The sequence below is a fragment of the Nocardia transvalensis NBRC 15921 genome (assembly GCF_000308875.1).
GTDB classification, from domain to species: domain Bacteria; phylum Actinomycetota; class Actinomycetes; order Mycobacteriales; family Mycobacteriaceae; genus Nocardia; species Nocardia transvalensis.
On sequence record NZ_BAGL01000055.1, the window covers coordinates 46,155 to 66,577 of the forward strand.

The following is a 20,423-nucleotide window of genomic DNA, read 5'->3' on the forward strand; positions in this document are numbered from 1 at the left end:
CGGCGGGTAGCGTGCCGATATGGCGGACGACAAGCGATCACGAGACTCCGAACTGGCCGAGGCGATCGGCGCGTCCGGGTGGACCGTCGCGGTCGCCGAATCCCTGACCTCGGGAAAGATCGCGGCAACCCTCGGTGCGGCCCCGGCGGCCGGCGAATGGTTCCGCGGCGGCGTCGTGGCCTACGCGACCGAAGTGAAACGCCGGGTGCTGGGCATGCCGGACTGCTCCCCCGTCTGCGCCGAAGCGGCCCGGGCCATGGCGGCGGGCGTGCGGTCGATGATGCGCGCGGATATCGCCGTCGCGGTCACCGGCGTCGGCGGCCCCGACAGCCAGGACGGCGCGAAACCCGGCTCCGTCTGGCTCGCTATCGCCACACCCGACGGCACCCGAGCGGTCTACGAGGAATTCGCCGGCGAACCGGTCGACGTGGTCCACCGAACCGTGCGGCGCGCCCTCGAGCTGTTGCACCACGACGTGACGCACAGCCCACCCACGTCGGGGTAGCCGTGAACGCCCCAGTAGGACAATGCCTTCGGCGGGCCGCACGGCGACAGAGCAGAGGTTCGGACTCGAGCACTGTGCCGACGACTCCGGCGTCAGGGGCTCTGGCGGCGTTGTTTGCGGTGGCTGGTGTCGCACAGCGGGTAGGTTTTCGAGCGGCGGCACAGGCAGAGGGCGACGACGACGCGGTCGCAGTGGATGGTCCGCCCGTCCGGAGTGAGCAGGTCGACCGGGCCGTCGATGAGGGCGGGGCCCTCGCTGGTGATTCTGACCCGGCGCGGGTGACTAGACGGGTTTGTCGGCACGGATCACCACCAGATCCTCTCGATTCTGGCCGGGCTCGATCAGTCCGGCCGTGACCAGCCACGGGGCCAGCTCACGCATGACGGGACCGAACGGCACCGGCGCGCGTGTCACGACAGTGGCCTCGAGCGCGCCGTCCCGAAGCTGAGCCAGCGTCGTATCCGGATCGCACAGGCCCGAATGCACGATCAACGCGGAGCCACCGGGTGCGAGCAGGTGTGGCAGCATCGCACACAACCGATCCAGCACCGCCCGGCCCCGGTCGCCCGCATGCCAGGAGCGTGCCGTTCCGCGGCCGGATGCCGTGCGCGGTGCGGGCACGTAGGGCGGGTTGGCCAGGACGAGGTCGAAGCGTTCGCCGGTGAGCCGAGCCTCGAAGTCACCGCGGACGGCGCGGACCGGCACACCGTGCAACCGGCAGTTCACTCGGGTGGTGACGACGGCGCGCCGGGAGATGTCGACGGCGGTGACCGAACGAGCGCCGTACCGGGCCGCGGCGACGGCGAGCGCCCCGGTACCGGTACCGATGTCGAGGGCACGGCCGCCGGGCGGGATCCCGGACTGTGACAGCGCCTGGATCAGCAGCCACGTATCGTGCTGGGGGCGATAGACACCCGGGATCCGCACGAGCGTCATCCGCTCGCGCTCCCCCGTCCAGGTCGCCCTAGACATCGACGTCCTCGGATCGCCCGGCCGTCCGCAGCGAGGTGCGACCGGATCGCCAGGCGCGCAGGACATGATCGCCGAAGCGGCCCTCCAGCAGATTGGTGACCTGGATTCCGAGGACCACCGACTTGGTCAGGTCCGGCTCGTGCGCGAGCAGATCGCCGATCACCTCCGTGCGCATCAGCTGTTCGTGTACCGCGTCGGCCTCGACGTGCTCTCGGTAGAACCGGACGCAGGCCGGATCCGCGGCGAGCCGCTCCAGTGCCTCGACCATCCGCGCCGACGCCGGCGAGGAGCTGATCTCGACGGCCGCGAAGTGGCCCACCAGCGCACCGCGCAGCCTTCGATGCAGGCCGAACAGCGACATCATGTTGACCAGCGTCAGCATCGGCTCGGGGACCACGTCGAGGTAGTGCAGATATTCGGCGTCGAGACCGGCGCCGGCCAGAAGTTCGGCATACAACCGGGCGTGCACGCGTTCCCCGCGCCCACCGCCGAACTCGTCGAATTCCACCGCGACCAACGAGGCTTTGGCCTGCCCCCGCAGCCGCGGAATCACCCAGGCGTAGGGGTCGGCTTCCTTGTGGTGATAGATCGACCGATGCACGAAGTACTCCCGCATCTGCCACCAGCGTCCCGAGTCCCGGAGAAACCCGGCCGGGCCGGTCGATTCCGTCGGTGTCACCAGCAGATCGCCGAGTTCGGATTCCAGATCGCCGCCGCCGCGGACGTCCGCGCGCAACGCCTCCAGAAATGCCGTTTCCAGCGTGGCCCGCAGGGCCAGCAGGCCGGGATCCCATTCCCACCCCGGATCCACCTCGGCGAATCCCTGATAGTGCAGCTCATAGCAGGTGTGCAGGGCCAGCTGCAGATCCTCACCGTACGGATCGAGATCGCGCGGCTTCGGCATCGGTGTGCCGGGCACCGCTCGCAACACCTCTGCTACCGCCTCGGACAGTGTGCCGCGTGCTCGCGGCAGGGGGCGAGGCCGGATGTCCGTAGTGACCGTCATATCTGCTCATACTCCCGTGTAGGCGACCTACAGGCGTGATATCCAGCTTTTTCGCTTTCACGCGGCCCGGCGCCGGAGCAGTCCGTGACGCGCGACGGAGCCGTCTCGCCGTGCCCCGCGGCCACAACCGGCCTACCGGCTGTCCGATGCCGTAGGTTTGCCACAAATACTTCAGCTGGTCCGAATTCTCGGGAGGCGTGGTGACGATGCGACCGGATATCGCAGCAGCACCGGCGTATCCGCTGTCGAAGGCCCAGTGGGGCTGGTGGCTGGCCCAGCAGTTACATCCGGCCGTGCCCGTCACCGTGGCCCTGTACCTCGACCTCGAGGGTGACCTCGACATCGCCACACTGGCGGGCTGTGCCCGGCGCGCGGCACACGAATTCGAGTCGCCACAGCTCCGAGTGCGGTTGATCGACGGCATCCCGCACCAGTGCGTCGACGCCACCGCACAGCTGCCGATGGACATCGTGGACCTGACCGGCACGCCCGATCCGGTTGCGGCAGCGCGGGATCGGATGCGGCGCGACCACACCGCGCGGTTGGATCCGCTCACCGACCGGCTGACCGTCGCCGCGGTCTTCACGGTGGCGCCGCACCGACATCTGCTGTATCTGCGCAGCCATCACATCGCCCTCGACGGTGTGGGCGCCGCCGCCGTGCTGCGCCGGACCGCGGAACTCTACCGCGCCGCGACAGCCGCGCCCGGCGAGCGGGAGTCCGCGGCCGCTCTCGGCACCGGCAACGGCTCGGCCCACACCGGACCACTGTCGATATCCCAGATCCTCGACGACGAACAGGCCTATCAGCGGTCCTCCCGCGCCGAGGCCGACCGCGACTACTGGCGCGAACAGCTGGCCGGAGCCCGTGAGCCGGTCGGCCTGGCGGGGCGGGTGGCCGCTCCCCAGGCCCGGCCCCACCAGGTGAGCGCCGCGCTCGATGACGACACGGCACAGTTGCTCGCTCGGGCCAAGGCCGGCTACGGCGCCACCTTCCCCGAGCTGACGATCGCCGCGTTCGCCTGCTTTCTGGCACGCATGACCGGCGCCACGGATCTCACACTGACGCTGCCGGTCACCGCCCGCCCGACCGCCGCATTGCGCCGGTCGGCGAGTTCGATGTCGAACGTGGTTCCGCTGCGGTTGCGCGATCTCGACGTCACGACCGTGGGCGGCGTCGTCGCGCAGGTGCGCTCGACCGTCATCGGGGCCCTGCGCCACCAACGTCACCGCCACGAGGACATCCGCCACGACCACGAGGCGCTGCGCGACGGCTTCGGTCCCGTGGTCAACGTGCTGGGTTTCACCGAGCCGCTGCGCGTCGGGTCCCTGACCGGCAGCGTCCGGTTGCTCGCGCTGGGCCCGGTGACCGACCTGCATGTCAACGGCTACCAGGTCGGACCCGACGAGCGCTCGGTGTGTATCGACTTCCAGGCGAACCCGCACTGCTACCGCTTCGAGACGGTCGTGCACTGGCATCGGAGGTTCCTGGACTACTTCCGGAGTTTCCTCGCGGCCGGAAGGGACTGTCCGGCAATGGCTCTGGGCGGCACCGTAGCGGTGTCGGTACCACATCCGACTGCGGGCCCTACGCGGTTGCTGCCCGACTTGCTGTGCGCCGCAGCAGTATCGGATGCGGTGGCCGTGCGGGACGGGCAGCGTGCCCGCACGTATGCCGAGCTGGACAAGGAGTCCTCACGCTGGGCCCGCCTGTTACTGGCCCACGGCGCCGGCCCCGGAACATTCGTCGCGGTCCTGGCTCCCAGATCACTGGAATCCGTTCTCGCGCTATGGGCGGTCGCCAAATCCGGCGCGTGTTTCGTGCCGATGGATCCCGACGAACCCGCCGGACGCCTCCGGGCGATCGCCGCGAATTGCGGTGCCCGCTGGGGACTTACGGTTCGCTCGGCCCTGCCGCCGGCGCCGTACGGCGATACCTCGGGCACCGTGCCCGCAGCGATCGAGTGGTTCGTGCTCGATGACGACACCTCACCGGCCGACAAGTACCCCGGCACACCCGTCGGCGATGCCGACCGGCCCCGGCGACTGCGCGCCGAGCACCCGGCGTATCTGATCCACACCTCCGGGACCACCGGATCCCCGAAAGGCGTCGTGGTCGGCCACCGCGGCTTGGGACCGCTGATCGACCATCTGCTCGCGCAGTATGGCATCACGGCGAATTCGGTACTGCTGCATTCGCATACCTCGATCTACGACGCACATCTGCTGGAGTTGCTCGCCGCGTTCGCGGCCGGGGCTCAGCTGGTGGTCGCACCGCCGACGGTGCTCGCCGGTGCCGAACTGGCGCAACTGATCCGGCGCGTCGGCTGCACCGTGCTCCAGACCGCGCCCGCCGTACTCGCCACGATGTCCCCGGACGACCTCCCGGGGGTGGAGGTGGTGGCGATCGGCGGCGAGGCCTGTCCGGCCACGGTGGTGCGTGAGTGGGCGCCGCGCGTGCGGCTGTACAACGGCTACGGGCCCACCGAGGCCACGATCATGGTGACCGAGACCGCCGCGCCGATGACCGCCGACGAGCCGGTCACCATCGGCCGCCCGCTGCCCGGCGTCTTCGCCGTCGTCTTGGACGCCCGCCTGCGACCGGTTCCCCAGGGTGCGCGGGGGGAACTCTATCTCGGCGGCTCCTGCGTCGCCCAGTGCTACCTCCACGACCCGGTGAGCACGGCAGCGCGCTTCGTCGCCGACCCCTTCAATCGTGGTGAAAGGCTCTATCGCACAGGCGATCTGGTGAGCGCGAACCTCGGCGGCGCATTCGAGTTCCACGGCCGCCTGGACAACCAGATTCAACTGCACGGGCGGCGTATCGAACCGGCCGAGATCGAGGCCGCGCTGCTCGCCCAGCCGGAGATCGCCTACGCCACGGTGATCGTCACCGAGGCGCGGGAGCCCAGCGCACGGCTGGCCGGCTACGTGGTCGCCGCCTCCGGCGCCACCCTGGACACCGGCGCCGTCCTGCGCACCCTGCGCGGCATCCTGCCGCCGAGCCTCATTCCCGGCACGCTGATCGAACTCGCGCGATTACCGTTGTCCGGCAACGGAAAGATCGATCGCGCCGCCCTACCCGCTCCGCGACCCGCACCGCGGTCCACGCGGCTTCCGCAGACCGAACTGGAACGGTTGGTCGCCGACCACATCGCGACGGCGGTCGGGGCCGAGCGCGTCGGCCTGGACGACGACTTCTTCGAACTGGGCGGCAATTCCCTACTCGGCGTGGGTGTTTCGGCAAACCTGTCGGCGGCGACGAACGTCCCGGTGACGGTCCGCTGGCTCTACACCACCCCGACCGTCGCGGCACTCGCCCAGCGCATCGCCGCCTACGACGGTCACGACACCGGCGACGACGCGCTCGGGACGCTACTCACATTGCGCCACAACGGCACTCGGCCGCCCCTGTTCTGCGTGCACTCGGCCGTGCCGCTGGCCTGGTGCTACTCGGGGCTGGCGAGCTACCTCACCGACCGGCCCATCTACGGATTGCAGGCCACCGAACTGGCCGATCGGGCGATCACGATCGACGACCTGGTGGGCCACTATCTGGACACCATCTACGCCGTACAGCCGCACGGCCCCTACCACCTGCTCGGATGGTCCCTCGGCGGACAGCTCGCGCACGCCCTCGCCGTCCGGCTCCGGGCCGACGGCGCCACGGTCGCGGTGCTGGCCATGCTGGACAGCGTGGTCGTTCCCGCCGAGGCGGCGCCACCGCCGGCGCCGCGGATGCGGGATCTGCTGACGCACCTGCTCGGCGACGAACCCGAGGACGCCGACGCGGCGCCCGAGGTCACCGCGGCAGAGGCGGCGGCCGAGCTGGCGGGCACCGCCCGAGCCTTCGGCGCCGGGCTGTGCGCCGACCAACTGGAACGGCTGCACCGCGGATACGTCGCGGGCACCATGCTCTCCCACGGTTACCGGCCGGGCACCTACGACGGTGACCTGCTGTATTTCTCCGCGACCCGCGGCATCACCGCACTGCTAGACGCCCGGATATGGCGGCCGCACGTGACGGGAAAGCTCATCGAGCACCGGATCGAGGCAACCCACGCACAACTGACCAATTCCGACGTCGTCGCGGTCATCGGCCCGCTCCTCGACCGCCACCTGACAGCCGTCGCGCAATCACCCGCCGCCGACAGCGAAACGGCCCCGGCCGAACTCGAACCGATGGAGCGATCCGGTCGCCACCCAGCACAGGCCGCCCAACGCTCCCCCACAGAGAGACGATGGCGGGGACGGCTCTAATCATGGCTCGGTCGAAGGGCTCCGGTGCTTGTCGAGGCGTTGGCGCTGCCGGACCCCGTATGCCGCTTCTTTCACCGCGGTGTCATCTTCGAGACCGGATCCGAGGGCCCCGCCGATGGTCGCGATGGACGCCAGCAACCAAGCCAGGGTGAGGTAATCGGCGACGTTCACTCCGTGCCCCAGAACCCGCGAGAACAGTTCTGAGGGAAGAGTCAGACTGCCGTGCCCAGCAACAGTCCGAACAGGGCCACGTGTAGGACAGCGACGCCGGTGACCAGCGTGACTACGGTCGCTGCGTTGTAGAGCACCGATCGACCGCGGTCGGACGGCGATTCCGGTCGCTCCCACAGTTCGTGATCGAGGATGAGCCACAGGATCATCGCCACGATCGACAGGACCGTCGCCGCACTCATGCGCCAGCGCCCCGGCTTCCGCGACTCGTCCCACGTCACCCACCGATTCCGCGCCACCTACGGCATGACACCCATCCAACGGCGTCGCACCGCACTCGACGGCAAGCCATAACCTCAGCGGAGAAAGGGGTCCCTGCGTGGCCGCCAGGACCGCCAGCGGGGCGGTCACCAGCAGCTGGCCGACGAGGGTGCCTCGTATGACCCACCGAGGGCACCGATCATATTTGGGGACCGGGTCGGGTGAGTTCGTTGTGCTCGTCGGTGACCGCCCGGAAAGCGCAGGCGAGGTCTGCGAGAGCTGCCTGCCAGCCGTCCCGGCTGCCGTAACCGGTTGGGCTGCGGGCGATCGCGGTCAGTATCGCCGCGGCATCGATCGCCTGTGCGGCGGCTGTCAGCAGTGCGCGCGTCGGCGCGGGCGCCGTCCGCACGGCGAGGGCGGCGATCTGCTGCCGCAGCCAAATCGCGTCGAATTGCACCTGCTCGGACATCTCGTTCCCGGACACCGTGGCCGCCACGGCGGCGGCCGACCACGCCCGAGCGCATTCGCCCAGCGGCGCCTCCGTCACCGACGCACGCAGTGCGCGGCGTGCCACCGACTGCAGTACGGCCGCCAATTCGGCCCGCTCGATGTCCGTATCGCCCACCGTGACGAGGGTCTCCACATCGACATCGAGCACAGCCAGCACGGCACGCATCTGCGCTGTCGTCACCACATCGTTCTCCCATCCTGGATCGAGCAAGCCTGATGAAACCCACCGCAGAGCGGATGTCATCCTCGGAGACAGAAGCTGCGCACGTCCAATAGGGACCGCCGACCAGTGATCGGCGTCATCGATCGAACGTCGGCGGGGGCAGCGGCGGTCCGGGTCGATGGGAGGGGTCCGGATCGTGGTGTTCGACGTACTCGACACCGGCGATGATGTCGGGAACGATGCGGACGATCCGTTCGTGCTGTCCGGGGATCCACCGCTGTAATCGATTGCGGTAGTGGTGGATTTCGCGGGTGGCGGTCACCGGTTCCGCGAAGCCGGTGACCGCGACGCACCAGCCGAGCAGCGTGCGATGATCGAGCGCGTCGGCCTCGTACGTGACGACGTGGTGGTCGGGCGAGGTCCCCATACCGGCGGCGGCATACACGATGACGAACTCCGCGTCGACGATGTGGTTGACCGGCCTGATCACGGGTAACGCGTAGCGGGAGAACGCAATCCGTCCGACTCGGACATCAGAGAGCAGACGTAGGCAGTCGCTGTCGGACAGCTGCCGTGTTCGTGTCGGCTCGGGATCGACCGGCGGGCTCGCACCCTCGTCACTCGATAAGCCCGACTGGAGATCCGAGCGGTGGTAGAGGCCGAACGGCCCGTGGTAGGTGCCGTTGCCGAAGAAATCCGGTTCGCTCACAATAAGTCACCTCAGGTGGCCCGCAAGTGACGACATCGAAGAAGCTTCCGTACTGCCGCCGGTGCCGTGTCCAACAAGTCTCACCGCGGCACTGCACGAGCGTCCAAGAGACGTACGCGACGATTCGATAGGCCGGAGCGATCACTCGGTGCCGAAGGTCGCGGTCTCGGTCGATTCCCGGGGCCGTTGTACCGCGGCCTCGATGCGAGTCGTCCGCGCGGTCTCGCACAACGCGCGCGTCACCATCGAAACCGGCTCCGCCACACCGGTGACCAACGCGATCATCGCAGTGACCGACGGGTCCTCCACCTGCAGCACACGCGCGCCCGCCGGCGGACGCATGGTGCGCAGCCAGGTCGACGGGATGACGGTGGCCCACCGGCCGGCCGCGACATGAGCGAAAAGCGCTGCCACCGAGTCGGTTTCCAGCTGCGGGTTGACTCGGAGATGTTTCGTCGCCAGGGCATCGTCGATGAGCTGGCGGCCGCGCATCCCCTGATGCAGCAGGCACAACGGCAGCTCCACCACGTCCGGCCAACCGATGCGGCCCGACCGACCGGTGAGCAGATCGCCACCCGCCAGGAGCACGTGCTGGTCGAAATACAGTGGCGTGACCGACAATCCGGCGGTGTCCTGCCCGTCCGGATACACCACGCCGGCGTCGAGCTCGCAGCGCCGGATCCGCTCGACGATGTCCGCCGATGTCAAGCTGGTCTCCATCCGCACCTTCACCAGCGGGTGCTCGGCGCAGAACGGATCGGTCAACAGAGCCACGGTCCCCGCGGCCGCGGGAATCACCCCGAGCCGCAGCTCACCGGACAACCCCGTCTGCAGGGCCACCACCTCTTGCTGGAGCGCGTTGTGGTCGGCAAGGATGCGCCGCGCCCACAGAACCAGCCGCTCCCCCTCCGGAGTCAGGCCTTCGAAGCTCCGCCCGCGCTGCACCAACGGAACCTTCAGCTCCCGCTCGAGCTTGCGGATAGCCTCCGACAACGCCGGCTGCGACACATAACACGCGGCCGCGGCACGCGCGAAATGGCGCTCCCGCGCAAGCGCGACGAAGTACTCGAGCTGGCGAAACAGCATGCCATATTCGACCACACGACACCCGCCGCAGAGGCAACTCCGACCACCCGTGGGTCAGTCTCCTCTCGGACGCAACTCGAGTACCGCGATGGCGTCGGCGTCACCGCACTGCGCTAGCCGGTTTCGCCGAGCACTCGCGCTGCCGCCGCAGCGCCGGACCGGTAACAGGCTTCCAGCGACGTGCCTCGCAGGTAGTCTCCGGCCAGCGCCAGCCCAGCGATGTCGGCGAGTTCGCGGTCCACCTTGCCGACGAATTCGGTGTGGAAGGGCGGGTAGCGGCAATACGCGACGGCGCATCGCCAGATCGCGACGGCTCGGCGGTCCGGCAAGGACGTCCCCAGGTGGGTCGTGACGCGATCTTCGGCATTCTCCAGCCACTTCCGAAACTCCTGCGGCGACGGAATTGTCGCGGCGGCCCGGCCGGTGAACGTATACCGGATCAGTTCGCGCCAGCCCGTGCTCTGGACGGCGGCAGAGCAGCACGATGCGTCATCGAAGGCGAGGGCGGCGAGGGCAGGAGGAAAGACGGCCCGGTCGTATTCGACCAATGCCACCGTCGCCGACCGGTACCGCAACTGCGCGAGCAACGCCGCCAACGCCGGGAAGTCGGCGGCGACCAGGTCGGCGGCGGCCCTGCCGGAGGTCGCGAGGACGACAGCGTCGTAGTCCGTTTCCCGGGTCGTATTGTCGGCGTCGACGACCTCGAGACCGCGGACTCGGCCCTCGCGCACGATCAGGCGTGTCGCCGTGGTTCGTGTCCGCAGCGGCACCCGCCGCCCGAGTGCTGCGAGCACCGGGGCCAACCCGTCACCGAGCTGATCGAATCGGTCGGACAGAGTGGCCGCGACGGCGCCGAATGAACTCATATAGACCTCGTCCGGCTCGGCCCCGTGGGCCCAGACGGTCATCGGCCGCAGCACCGACTCGGCGATCGTCGAGCCGAAATGAGCACTCAGCGGCTGCTGGTCGCCGATCTCCGCGAGTTTGGCGACATAGCGGGAATTCAGTACGCCGTCGGTGTCGCGGGCTCGCGTCATGAGATAGGACAGCTTCGCGATGTGATGCGGCGCCGCCCCTGTCTCGATCAGGCGTTGACCGATTCGGGCCGCGGCGCGCGGATCCAGGTCGACTCCTGAGCCGCTCAGCACGCCGACCGGCGGAACCGGATAGGGTTCGAGGTCGAAAGACCCGAGCGCACTGAGGAATTCGCGTACCGCAGTGTACTTGTGCCCGATCAGCCGGGCGCCGGCCAGCACCGGCCGCTCCCCTATCCGTCCGGCGCCGAAACGACCGCCTGCGGTCGCATCGCGCTCGATGATCTGCACCTGGCGGCCCGCACGATGTAAGTGGTACGCGGCGGCCAATCCCGAGATTCCACTGCCGACCACCGCGACGCCGCCCGCCACCGTCAATTCCCGATCCAGTAGTGGCGGTGGCTGAATGCGTAGGTGGGCAACGGCGTTCGCTGGGCGCCCGGGTACCAGGCAGACCAGTCCACGGGGGTACCCGCGGCGTGTGCGCGTGCCAACGCGGTCGCGAAGGCCGCGGCCTCGTCGGTGTCGTGCGGGCCGGCCGGCAGCATCGCGATGGTGACGACGGTGGCGTCGGAGCCGTGGACCGCTACGGCGGTGTCGCGGACGACCGATGCCGCTGAGCCGTAGCCCAGTTCGAGGAAGATCGATCCGCCGTCGTGGACGGCTTCGGTCACCGCAAGGGCGGTGTGGTCGTCGGTGCCCGACTCGCGATCCGCCGCCACGACCTTCTCGACCGCGTCAGCCAGCGAGCATTCCCCCGAGAGGTATTCCTGTGCCGGCCGACCGGCTCCGGCGCCGATCACCCGGTCGACATGCACCCCGAACGAGGTCAGCAGCCGATACACGGCGACCGTGGTGGCGAACGTCGCGGGCCCGGCGATGGCGGTGCCCGGTTCGGCGGTTTCGGTATCGAATGCCGCCGCGAGAAGATGCGGCGCTGCGGCCGAGAATCCTTGGCATACTTCATCGAAGCCGCCACGAAACGCCGGGAACGACGCATACAGCGCGCGCCCGGTACCGGCCCGCCAGTGCGACTCCGCCGGACACAACAGCACCGTCTTGGCCTCCGGCGACCCCATGCCACGGATCACCGCCGGAGTGTCACCGCCGGCGGCGAGCGTGACGAGCCCCTCGACCATATCGTCGTATCCGTGGCCTACTACCAGGCCCCGGTGAGGCAATCGCGCTCGCGTCACCGCCAGCGAGTAGCCGATGTCCTCGACCCGCGGGCGGTCGCCGGCGGTGAGCCGGCCCGCCAGGCGGCCGGCCTGTGCCCGCAAGGCCTGCGGCGAGTGCGCCGACACCACCCACACGTTCACCGGCGGTCGCTGCCGCTCGTCGAGGCGAGGGTTCTCGTCAGGAGGCGCCTGCTCCAGGACGACGTGCGAGTTGGTGCCGGTGATGCCGAACGACGAGACGGCCGCGCGCCGTGGCCTGCCGGTGTCGGGCCACGGCCGTTGCTCGGTCGCCAGCAGCAGGCTGTCCGGGCGCCAATCGACGTGGGGCGTAGGGCGGTCCACATGCAACGTCGGGGCGACGACTCCGTGCCGCAGCGCCATGACCGTTTTGATCACTCCGGCGACGCCGGCGGCCGCGAGGGTGTGGCCCATGTTCGATTTGATCGATCCGAGCAGCACCGGGTACCGGCGATCGCGCCCATAGGTGTCGAGCAGGGCGTTCACCTCGATCGGATCGCCCAGCACCGTGCCCGTGCCGTGCCCCTCGACAACGTCCACGTCCTGGGGTGACAAGCCCGCCGCGTCCAGCGCCTTCCTGATGACCTGCCGCTGTGCCGCGCCACTGGGCGCGGTGAATCCGTTCGAGGCGCCGTCCTGGTTGACCGCCGTGCCCCGCACCAGCGCCAGTACCTGATGGTCGTTGCGGCGGGCTTGCGAAAGCCGTTCCAGCACAAGCACTCCGACGCCCTCCGACCAGCCCGTGCCGTCCGCGGCCGCGGCGTAGGCCTTGCAGCGTCCGTCCGGCGCCATGCCGCGTTCGGTACCCGCCGCGAACATGTCCGGGGTCGCCATGATCGTGGCGCCGGCCACCACTGCCAGTTCGGACTCACCCGACCGCAGGGAGCCGACGGCCTGGTGCAGGGCCACCAGCGATGACGAGCACGCGGTATCGATCGTCACGGCAGGCCCCTCCAGCCCGAAGCTGTAGGCCAGTCTTCCGGAGGCCGCCGACGCGGCCGCACCGGTCATCAGGAAAGCGGCCAGGCCGGCCAGTTGATCGCTCGACAGCGGGCGGTAGCGCCCGTCCAGGCGGGCATAGGTGCTGGCGAACAGGCCCACGAAGACGCCGGTGCTGCTGCCCCGCAACCGGGTCGGATCGATACCGGCGTCTTCGAACGCTTCCCACGTCACTTCCAGCAACTGCCGCTGTTGCGGGTCCATGGCCAGTGCCTCACGCGGGCTGATGCCGAAGAACCGGGCGTCGAAATTTCCCGCGTCGGCCACGAATCCGCCGCGCGGGACAGAGCGACTTCGGCCCGGATCGACACGGGCCAGCACGGCGGTGTCCCAGCCTCGTGCGGTCGGAAAGTCCGTGATCACGTCGCGTCGCTCGAGCACCATCCGCCACAACGCCGGCGGTGAGTCGACACCGCCCGGATAGCGGCATCCCATGCCGATAACGGCGACCGGTTCGCGTGTGCGAGTTTCCCACCGGCGCAATTGTTCCCGTGCGACGCGCAATTTGTGGGCGGCGGTGCGCACGTAGGTTCGCAGCTGTTGCTCGTCGGCCATGGTGCCCTGCCTCGACCTCGTTCAGCGGTCCGCGGTCACGGCGGTCAGATGCATGAACGACACGATGAAGCGGCCCGATTCCGGGACCATGCACAGCAGTGTGTCGCCCTCGGAGATCAAACCCTCGGTCATCATCTCGTCGATGATCAGGTAGATGCTGGCGCTGCCGATGTTCCCGACCCGCGTCAGATTGCTGTACCAGCTTTCCAGCCTGCCGGCCCGCACTCCGCGGCGTTTGAACTCACCGAGCAGCAGTTCCTTCATCCGCTCGCTGGAATAATGCACCGGAAACCAGGTCACCGCAGCCGGATCGAATCGTTCCGCCGCGATCAGGCGCTCGTATTCGGCGATGCCGACGTCGACGAGATGGGGCAGGAGCGAGAGCTTCTGTCGCGGCGCCATGGCCCCGTCGTGGACGGCGTCTGCGGCTGTGGCGTAGTCCCCCCAGGTTTTCGCGCAGTCGTTGGAGTTGCTGCCGAAGAACATGCACGCCTGTTCGGTGTTGGCGTACGAAGTCAGCGTGATCCAGTCGATACGCAAACTGACGCCCTCCGGGTTCGGTTCGTCGCGAACGACGACCGCCCCGGCTCCGTCGGACAACATGTAGCGCAGGAACGCCGTCTCCATCGGCAGCGAACCGTCCTCGGTCACCGACCGCATCTCGGCGTACCGCGAACTCTTGAATCCGCGGGAGGCGAATTCGCTCGCCACCACCACGGCGTTACGCTTCTCACCGATGGCAACCTGAAGATACGCGTCTTTCAGCGCCATCATTCCCGAGCTGCAGATACCGTGCGCCGTCATGACTTCCATCGGCGCGTACCCCAATTCACCGTGGATCATGCTGGCGTGTCCCGGTCCGAGGAGATCCGGGATCGTGGTCGCCGCCGCCAGCAGTTGGACCTCGTCGTTCCCGAAGCCGGCTCTCTCCACTGCCTGGCGCACCGCGGCGGCGGCCATGTGCGTGTTCGAGTAGACCGTCCGCTGCTCTTTATCGATGGCATAGTGCCTGGTTTTGATGCCGCTGTTGGTGAGGATCATCTCCCGCAGGTCGGCCGACGCCAGTCCGGCACGTCCGATGTAGTCCTCGATCTCCTCGTTCGGCACCGGCTGTCCCGGCAGGAAGCGGCCGGTAGCGGTGATATAGGCGCTCATATGGTCACACTCCGGTATTGCTCTGACCCGATGCCAATTTGCGTTCCAGGAGTTCGGTGAAGTCCCGGAATGTCCGCACTGCCGCGATGCGCTCGTCGTCCAGCTCGATTCCGTAATTCTTCTTCACCATGTCCGCGATCGCGATCAGTCCCAGCGAATCGACACCGAGTGAGGTCAGTGTGGAATGCCCGTGAATTTCTTCGGGCTCGATCCCGTAGTGAGATTCGAGGTACTCGAGTATGTCCTGCTGTATTTCTGCCGCGATCGACATGTCGCACCTCTGTTCAATCTGCCGGCCAGGCTCGCCGTCGTCATGAAGCCTGTGCGCACCAGTTTCGCATCGGGAAATATTCGCAGTCAATACGACCGCGCCGTATTTATCTGCAGCACAACGCTTTACGAGCGAATCAACCCCTACGCCCGCACCCCTACGGCGGCGGGGGCGCACCTTGACCGTCCATTGAATGCCTCGGTAGAGTCCGGGCGTTCACATTTCTTCATTCGGTACGGCCCGAAGGTGGCTACGCCATGGAATCCCAAAATTCGCACGACACCGCCGCCGTCCGGCGCGCGGTCGTTTTCCACTACTCGCAGACCGGACAGCTCACCGAAACCGTCGAGGCATTCATTCAACCGTTGCGGGCGGCGGGCTGGGAGATTCGCCGAGTCGATGTCGCACCGGTGCATCCGTATCCGTTTCCGTGGTCGTTGCGCCGATTCTTCGGCATCTTCCCCGACTGTGTGGATCCCACCGCCGCCATCGATCTGCGGACTCCTCCCGAAGAGCTGACGACCGATCCGTCCGAACTGGTGATACTCGGGTATCAGATCTGGTTTCTCGCACCCTCGCTGCCGATCCGGACGCTGCTCAACCGCGGTCCGCATCTGGTGGCCGGCCGAAACGTCCTCTCGGTGATCGCATGCCGGAACATGTGGTACTCGGCGGCACTCGAGGTCCACCGCCGGCTCGGCCGGCTCGGCGCACGCCACCTCGGCGCGGTGGTCGCCACCGACACCCGCCCGCAGTTCGTCACCATCGCGAGCACTCTGCGCTGGCTGCTGCACGGCAAGCGCGACGGCGCCGTACTCGGACGCGCCGGCGTCTCCGAGGCCGAACTCGAGCGAATTCGTGAGTGCGCCACGGCATTCGCGACGGGCGACGCACCGGTGACCGGCGCCCGCACGGTGCACCCGATCGCCGCGGCCGACCGCACGGCCGGCTACCTGTTCCGCCGCTGGGGCGCGTTGATCCGCGCCGTGTCGAGCCGGCGATCGGTATCGGCGTTGGTGCTCACCGCATTCGTCTGCTGGCTGACCGGCGCGGTGGTCGCGATGCCGCTGATAGCGTTGCTGGCGCTGCCGTGGCGCCGCCGCATCGACCGCGCGACCGACGCGGCACTCGCGCCGCTGACCCGCATCCGGCGACCGACCACCGAGACCGCCCGCGTAGTACCAGGATTCACCCTGAGGTCCGGCGATCACGAGCTGGCGGCCGCCGAGCTGACCACCGCGGGTCTCGCCCTGCTGTACTGCGCCGCATCCGGGCACACGTGGCAGGACGCCGTCGGGTACGTCGCGATGATGGACACGACACCGATCACGGGTATTCCGGTGTCCCGCGGCGGAGACCCCGGCGAACCCTGCTATCGCGATCCCGAGGGCGCCGTGTTCGACACCTACGGGCTGGCCCGGGGCGTCGCGGTCCTGCTCCGGCAGAGCGGCGACGTCGTATCCGTCCTGCCCGGCAACGACCCCTACAGGGAGCTGATCGGAGCTGTGTCCGACCAGCCCCGGCCGCTGTCGAGCGAGCAGTCATGACCCGATACGGACCCAAAGTCCTTCCGCCCGTATGGCTTACGCGGATCGCCGGACGGACGCACGGCCTCCTGCGCCGGAAGTTGCAGCGTGCCGTGCCGACACCCCTGGCGGTGCTGGACCTGGCGAACGGGTGGCTGCCCACCCAAGCCCTCTATGTCGCCGCGTCCCTGGGCATCGCCGACCTACTGGAACACGGCGCCCTGCCCGCGGAGGAGATCGCGCGGCGGGCCGGCAGTGACCGCGACGGCACGTATCGGCTGCTGCGCGCGCTCGCCGGCTACGGCGTGTTCACCGAACTTCCGGACGGTCGGTTCGCCCTCAACGCGCTGGCCGACCCACTGCGCACCGCATCTCGGCAGACCGTCCGGCCCTTGGTGCTGGCCCCCGGCGATCCGATATTGTGGGCAACCCACGGCCAGCTGCTCGGCGCCGTGCGAACCGGCCGATCCGGACACGAATTGGCGCACGGCACCAACGGCTTTCGCCACTTGGCCGCGGAACCGGAGCTTGCCGCGAAGTTTCACGACACGATGCGGGTGACCACCGCGATGAGCGTGCGGCCGTTGCTGGCGGCGTACGAATTCGGCCGATTCGGTCGCATCGTGGACGTCGGAGGCGGCTCCGGCGAACTTGTCGCAGCCGTCCTCGGAGCAAACCCGGGGTTGCGCGGAGTGGTCTTCGATCTGGCCTCGGCTACCGGCCGAACCTCCGAAACGCTCACGCGGGCCGGAGTTTCCGACCGCTGCACCATCGAGAACGGCTCCTTCTTCGACGCCGTGCCACCCGGTGCGGACGCCTACCTCCTCAAGAACATCATCCATGATTGGGCCGACGACCAGGCCCTGCAAATCCTGCGCTCGGTGCGTGACGCCATACCGCCCTCGGGCCGGCTGCTGTTGATCGAGTGCGTGGTGCCGACCCGCCGCAACCGTCCGCACTTCAGCCATTGGCTCGACCTCCACGTCATGCTCACCATCGGAGGCCGCGAACGCACCCGCGAGGAGTACGAGGCTCTCCTGCGGCAGGCACGGTTCCGGGTCCGGACGATCGTCCCGACGATCACTCCGCTGTCCGTCATCGAGTCTGTCCCAGCCTGACGTCGTTCCGCACCTCAGGGGAACGTGGTCAGCTCGCCGCGCTCAGCCGGAATCGGAGCTCAGTACGCCTGCGTACCTGCAATTTTCGATATACCCGGGTCAGGTGCTGTTCGACCGTGCTGGTGGTGATCCCCAGGGCGCCGGCGATCTCGCGGTTGCGCAGACCACTCGACGCCAGTTCCGCCACCCGCTGCTCGGCCGCGGTCAGGGTCTGGGTTACCGCCTCCAGCGTCTGCATCCGCGGCTGACCGACAAGCCGCCGGACCAGCGGTTCCGCGCCACACTGCTGCCCCAGCCGGACAGCCGCGCGGCTGATCGGCCGCGCGTGGTCCGGCTGCCCCGCCAGCTCGAGGGCTTCGGCCAGATCGGCCAGGACGGTGGCATGCTCGAAACGATCGTCGGCGTGGCGTGCGACCCGCTCGGCCTGGCGCAGCAGAGGGACACGTTCGGGCGGTGACAATGTGGCCGCGACCAACCGCAGCGACACCCCCGCGGTCGGATGCCTGCGCACATCACCCACGTGACGCAGGTGCTGCTCGGCGGCGGCCCGCGCACGGCCCGTCTCACCGGCGTGCAGGAAACCCAGCGCCAGGTCGTTACGCCAGGCCACCAGGCCCGCCATATCCATCCCCCACCGGCGCATCAACGCACCACAGAGTTCGAAGTCCATCAAGGCATCCTCGATGCGGCCCGTGACCAGCGCCAGATGGCCCCGCGCGTGCAGATAGGGCAGCGCGAGCCGTGAGTCGAAGACACTCAACGGCACGTCCCGGTCGAGTTGAGCGTCGGCCTGATCGTATTTGCCCGCGATCGTGAGTGCTCGCACATGATGGGCGAGCGGCCGAGCCACCAGCATGCCCTGATTGGCGGCCGGCACATGATTCAGCGCGCCCACGGCGAAGTCGGCCGCCCGCTCGACATCGCCCTGCCGTACCGCGATTTCGGCACGCAACCCGGCGAAGATCGCCCGCCAGGTCGGCGACGCGCGAGCCACGGCCTCGGCCAGCAGGGCGTCGCACCATGCCGCGGCCACCACGAGTTTTCCCGCGTAGATCAGGCCCTCCAGCGCAGCGCTCAACGCCTCGACGGTGCTGGAATCCAAACGGTACCGAGACAGCAGACGGTGCGCGACCACCAGGGTCGCGGCGGGAGCCGCACCGTTGCCGAACTCGGTCAGCAATTGCGCGCCGAGTGCGTAGACGGCTCCGGCCTCGGACGTATTCCGAACCTGACGCAGCCCTCCCCGCACCGGTCCGGCCGACGACTCCGGGTAGGTGTATGCGACCCAACGTCGAAGAAATGCGACCTCGGCGTCCGGCGAATCCCGTTCCAGCAGCGCCATGGCCGCCCGTGCGTCATCGATGCGGTCGTGCCAGAGCAGAAACCGCACCGCACTGCCCAGCGACAACAATGGCAGCGTGCCGGCCTTGACGGCGGCATGGACGCGGGCGAAATTCCGCGTGGCGGCCGAGGGGTTCACCCGCCACTCGACCGCCGTCAGCAGCGCCGCGAGCGCGGCCCGTTCCTCGATGTCGGTGGCAATTCGGTAAGCCAGGTCGAGATATCCGACGGCACGGCCGATCTGATCCAGGGTCAGTGCCTCTTCCGCGGCGTCTCGCAGGACCACCGGCGCCCAGGGGTAACGCGTGCCACCCGCCGAGATCACTTGGGCCGCAATGAGAGCTGGGGCCGCACCATCCCGGTGGAGCAGGGCGGCCGCCGCCTCGTGCAGATGTCTCCGCGTATCCCATCGCATAGTCGAAAGCACATATTGTGCGAGTTCACAATCACGCAGCCGGCCACCGGTCACCAGACCGTCGTCCTCGAGAAGGCTCACGACCCGGTGCACGACGGAGGCTTCGACAGACAAGATTTCAGAGATTCGCTGGAGTGACACGCTCTCGTCGAGTACCGCAATAGCTTCCGTTACCGCAACGAACTCATTACCGCGGCCGAGCAGTCTGCGGAACACCTCACTCGCAGCGCCGGAAACGGTAACCGAACTGCCTACCCCCGCGCCTTCTGGCACCGCATGCAACATACGCCACCCCTACAATACCCCGTACTCTTCGAGACACTTCGGAAACGATGTGACCTGGGCGACAGCGCTGTCGAAGTAAAGCCGCAGCACCTGGATTGTTCACAGATTCGACTGCTACGCAACAGAATTCAATTCCTTAGATAACCGTATACCCAGGACGTTGTCAAGCAGAGCTACCGATTCGGCGAGCCCCGAAAGCCGGCCGGAACAATCACGCCTCGAGGCATGGGCTAGCAGGTCATGGCCGGGCGCGCAGGCCCTCGAAGAGGATGGCGAGTAGTGCGTGGGCTTGTCCCGCCGGATCCGGGTCCTGCTCGGTCGCGATCGCTATCGCGTTGACCACTTTCAGTAGTTGCGACGTGGTCACGTCGCGGCGGATCTCGCCCGCGTGCTGGGCGGAGCGCAGGAGGGTGGTGGCGGAGGCGAATATCGTTTCGCGGCACCAGGATTCGTCCGGCGCGTCGGCCACGGCCAGTAACGCGGTCAGCAGGCCACGGGTGGCACTGCTCTGCGCGGCGACCGTGTCCAGCCACGACATGAGCGCCGCGGCCGGCGGACAGGTCTCGGCCAGTTCCCGGGCCCGGCGGGCCAACCCCTCGATGCGGTCGCGGTGCACGGCCTCGAGCAGCGCCAGCCTGGTCGGGAAATGGCGGTAGAGCGTGGCATTGCCGACGCCCGCCGCGCGCGCGATGTCGTCCAGTGGCGCCTGCGGGCCACGGTCGGCGAAGACCTCGGCGGCGGCGGTGACGAGCCGCTCGTAATTCCGCAGGGCATCGGCGCGCGTCGGCTTGGACGGTGCTGGTGTCACGGCGCCTCCACATTGCCAAACGGGGACAGTCCCCGTATCGTAGCCCACCGAAAACGGGGATAGTCCCCACTTAATGTC

The 20,423-nt window shown here is 68.4% G+C and carries 16 protein-coding genes and 1 pseudogene; 4 read left to right on the forward strand and 13 right to left on the reverse strand.

Annotated features, from left to right (window positions below):
- Positions 1-19 precede the first annotated feature (19 nt).
- Positions 20-505, forward strand: a complete 486-nt coding sequence (locus ON41_RS17015; protein ID WP_040748632.1) for a CinA family protein — start codon at positions 20-22, stop codon at positions 503-505.
- 92 nt (positions 506-597) lie between these two features.
- On the opposite strand, the gene ON41_RS40325 is transcribed toward ON41_RS17015, so the two are convergent.
- The 3 genes from ON41_RS40325 to ON41_RS17025 are packed head-to-tail and all read right to left on the reverse strand — an operon-like array spanning position 598 to position 2,483.
- Positions 598-807 carry a CDGSH iron-sulfur domain-containing protein gene (locus ON41_RS40325; protein ID WP_083905416.1) on the reverse strand — a complete coding sequence of 70 codons (210 nt, stop codon included), beginning with the start codon at positions 805-807 and terminating at the stop codon, positions 598-600.
- Positions 788-1,477 carry a HemK2/MTQ2 family protein methyltransferase gene (locus tag ON41_RS17020; protein WP_246461616.1) on the reverse strand — a complete coding sequence of 230 codons (690 nt, stop codon included), beginning with the start codon at positions 1,475-1,477 and terminating at the stop codon, positions 788-790. The genes ON41_RS40325 and ON41_RS17020 overlap by 20 nt, the downstream gene beginning before the upstream one ends.
- Positions 1,470-2,483: an iron-containing redox enzyme family protein gene (locus tag ON41_RS17025; protein WP_040748634.1), complete on the reverse strand. Its 1,014-nt coding sequence runs from the start codon at positions 2,481-2,483 to the stop codon at positions 1,470-1,472. The genes ON41_RS17020 and ON41_RS17025 overlap by 8 nt, the downstream gene beginning before the upstream one ends.
- 206 nt (positions 2,484-2,689) lie before the next feature.
- Between ON41_RS17025 and ON41_RS17030 the strand changes: the two genes are divergently transcribed.
- Positions 2,690-6,742, forward strand: coding sequence for a non-ribosomal peptide synthetase (locus ON41_RS17030; RefSeq protein ID WP_083905438.1), 4,053 nt, complete (start codon positions 2,690-2,692; stop codon positions 6,740-6,742).
- On the opposite strand, the pseudogene ON41_RS17035 reads toward ON41_RS17030, so the two are convergent.
- The 8 genes and pseudogenes from ON41_RS17035 to ON41_RS17070 all read right to left on the reverse strand — a co-directional run.
- A pseudogene (locus tag ON41_RS17035) lies at positions 6,743-7,167 on the reverse strand (hypothetical protein); the annotation flags it as partial.
- 206 nt (positions 7,168-7,373) lie between these two features.
- The gene (locus ON41_RS17040) at positions 7,374-7,868 is read right to left on the reverse strand and encodes a hypothetical protein (protein WP_157185502.1); all 495 of its coding nucleotides are present in this window, start codon (positions 7,866-7,868) and stop codon (positions 7,374-7,376) included.
- Between the two features lie 115 nt (positions 7,869-7,983).
- Entirely contained in the window at positions 7,984-8,556 is a 573-nt protein-coding gene (locus tag ON41_RS39080) for a pyridoxamine 5'-phosphate oxidase family protein (protein WP_051161699.1), read from the reverse strand.
- 141 nt (positions 8,557-8,697) lie between these two features.
- Positions 8,698-9,642 (reverse strand): LysR family transcriptional regulator, encoded by a 945-nt coding sequence (locus tag ON41_RS17050; protein ID WP_051161797.1) that lies wholly within the window; start codon positions 9,640-9,642, stop codon positions 8,698-8,700.
- Positions 9,643-9,755: 113 nt separating this feature from the next.
- A complete protein-coding gene (locus tag ON41_RS17055) occupies positions 9,756-11,048 on the reverse strand; it encodes an FAD-dependent oxidoreductase (RefSeq protein ID WP_040748636.1) in 1,293 nt (430 codons plus the stop codon).
- A 2-nt stretch (positions 11,049-11,050) separates the two neighbouring features.
- On the reverse strand, positions 11,051-13,426 hold the full coding sequence (locus ON41_RS17060; RefSeq protein WP_051161700.1) for a type I polyketide synthase: 2,376 nt from the start codon (positions 13,424-13,426) through the stop codon (positions 11,051-11,053).
- A 21-nt stretch (positions 13,427-13,447) separates the two neighbouring features.
- A complete protein-coding gene (locus ON41_RS17065) occupies positions 13,448-14,467 on the reverse strand; it encodes a 3-oxoacyl-ACP synthase (RefSeq protein ID WP_246461614.1) in 1,020 nt (339 codons plus the stop codon).
- A 118-nt stretch (positions 14,468-14,585) separates the two neighbouring features.
- Positions 14,586-14,852 (reverse strand): acyl carrier protein, encoded by a 267-nt coding sequence (locus tag ON41_RS17070; RefSeq protein ID WP_040748638.1) that lies wholly within the window; start codon positions 14,850-14,852, stop codon positions 14,586-14,588.
- Between the two features lie 257 nt (positions 14,853-15,109).
- Between ON41_RS17070 and ON41_RS17075 the strand changes: the two genes are divergently transcribed.
- Positions 15,110-16,399 carry a hypothetical protein gene (locus ON41_RS17075; protein WP_040748639.1) on the forward strand — a complete coding sequence of 430 codons (1,290 nt, stop codon included), beginning with the start codon at positions 15,110-15,112 and terminating at the stop codon, positions 16,397-16,399.
- 92 nt (positions 16,400-16,491) lie between these two features.
- Entirely contained in the window at positions 16,492-17,496 is a 1,005-nt protein-coding gene (locus tag ON41_RS17080) for a methyltransferase (RefSeq protein WP_051161701.1), read from the forward strand.
- A 28-nt stretch (positions 17,497-17,524) separates the two neighbouring features.
- On the opposite strand, the gene ON41_RS17085 is transcribed toward ON41_RS17080, so the two are convergent.
- Entirely contained in the window at positions 17,525-19,537 is a 2,013-nt protein-coding gene (locus tag ON41_RS17085) for a LuxR family transcriptional regulator (RefSeq protein ID WP_085995695.1), read from the reverse strand.
- A 238-nt stretch (positions 19,538-19,775) separates the two neighbouring features.
- Positions 19,776-20,345, reverse strand: a complete 570-nt coding sequence (locus ON41_RS17090; protein WP_040748642.1) for a TetR/AcrR family transcriptional regulator — start codon at positions 20,343-20,345, stop codon at positions 19,776-19,778.
- Positions 20,346-20,423: the final 78 nt, after the last annotated feature.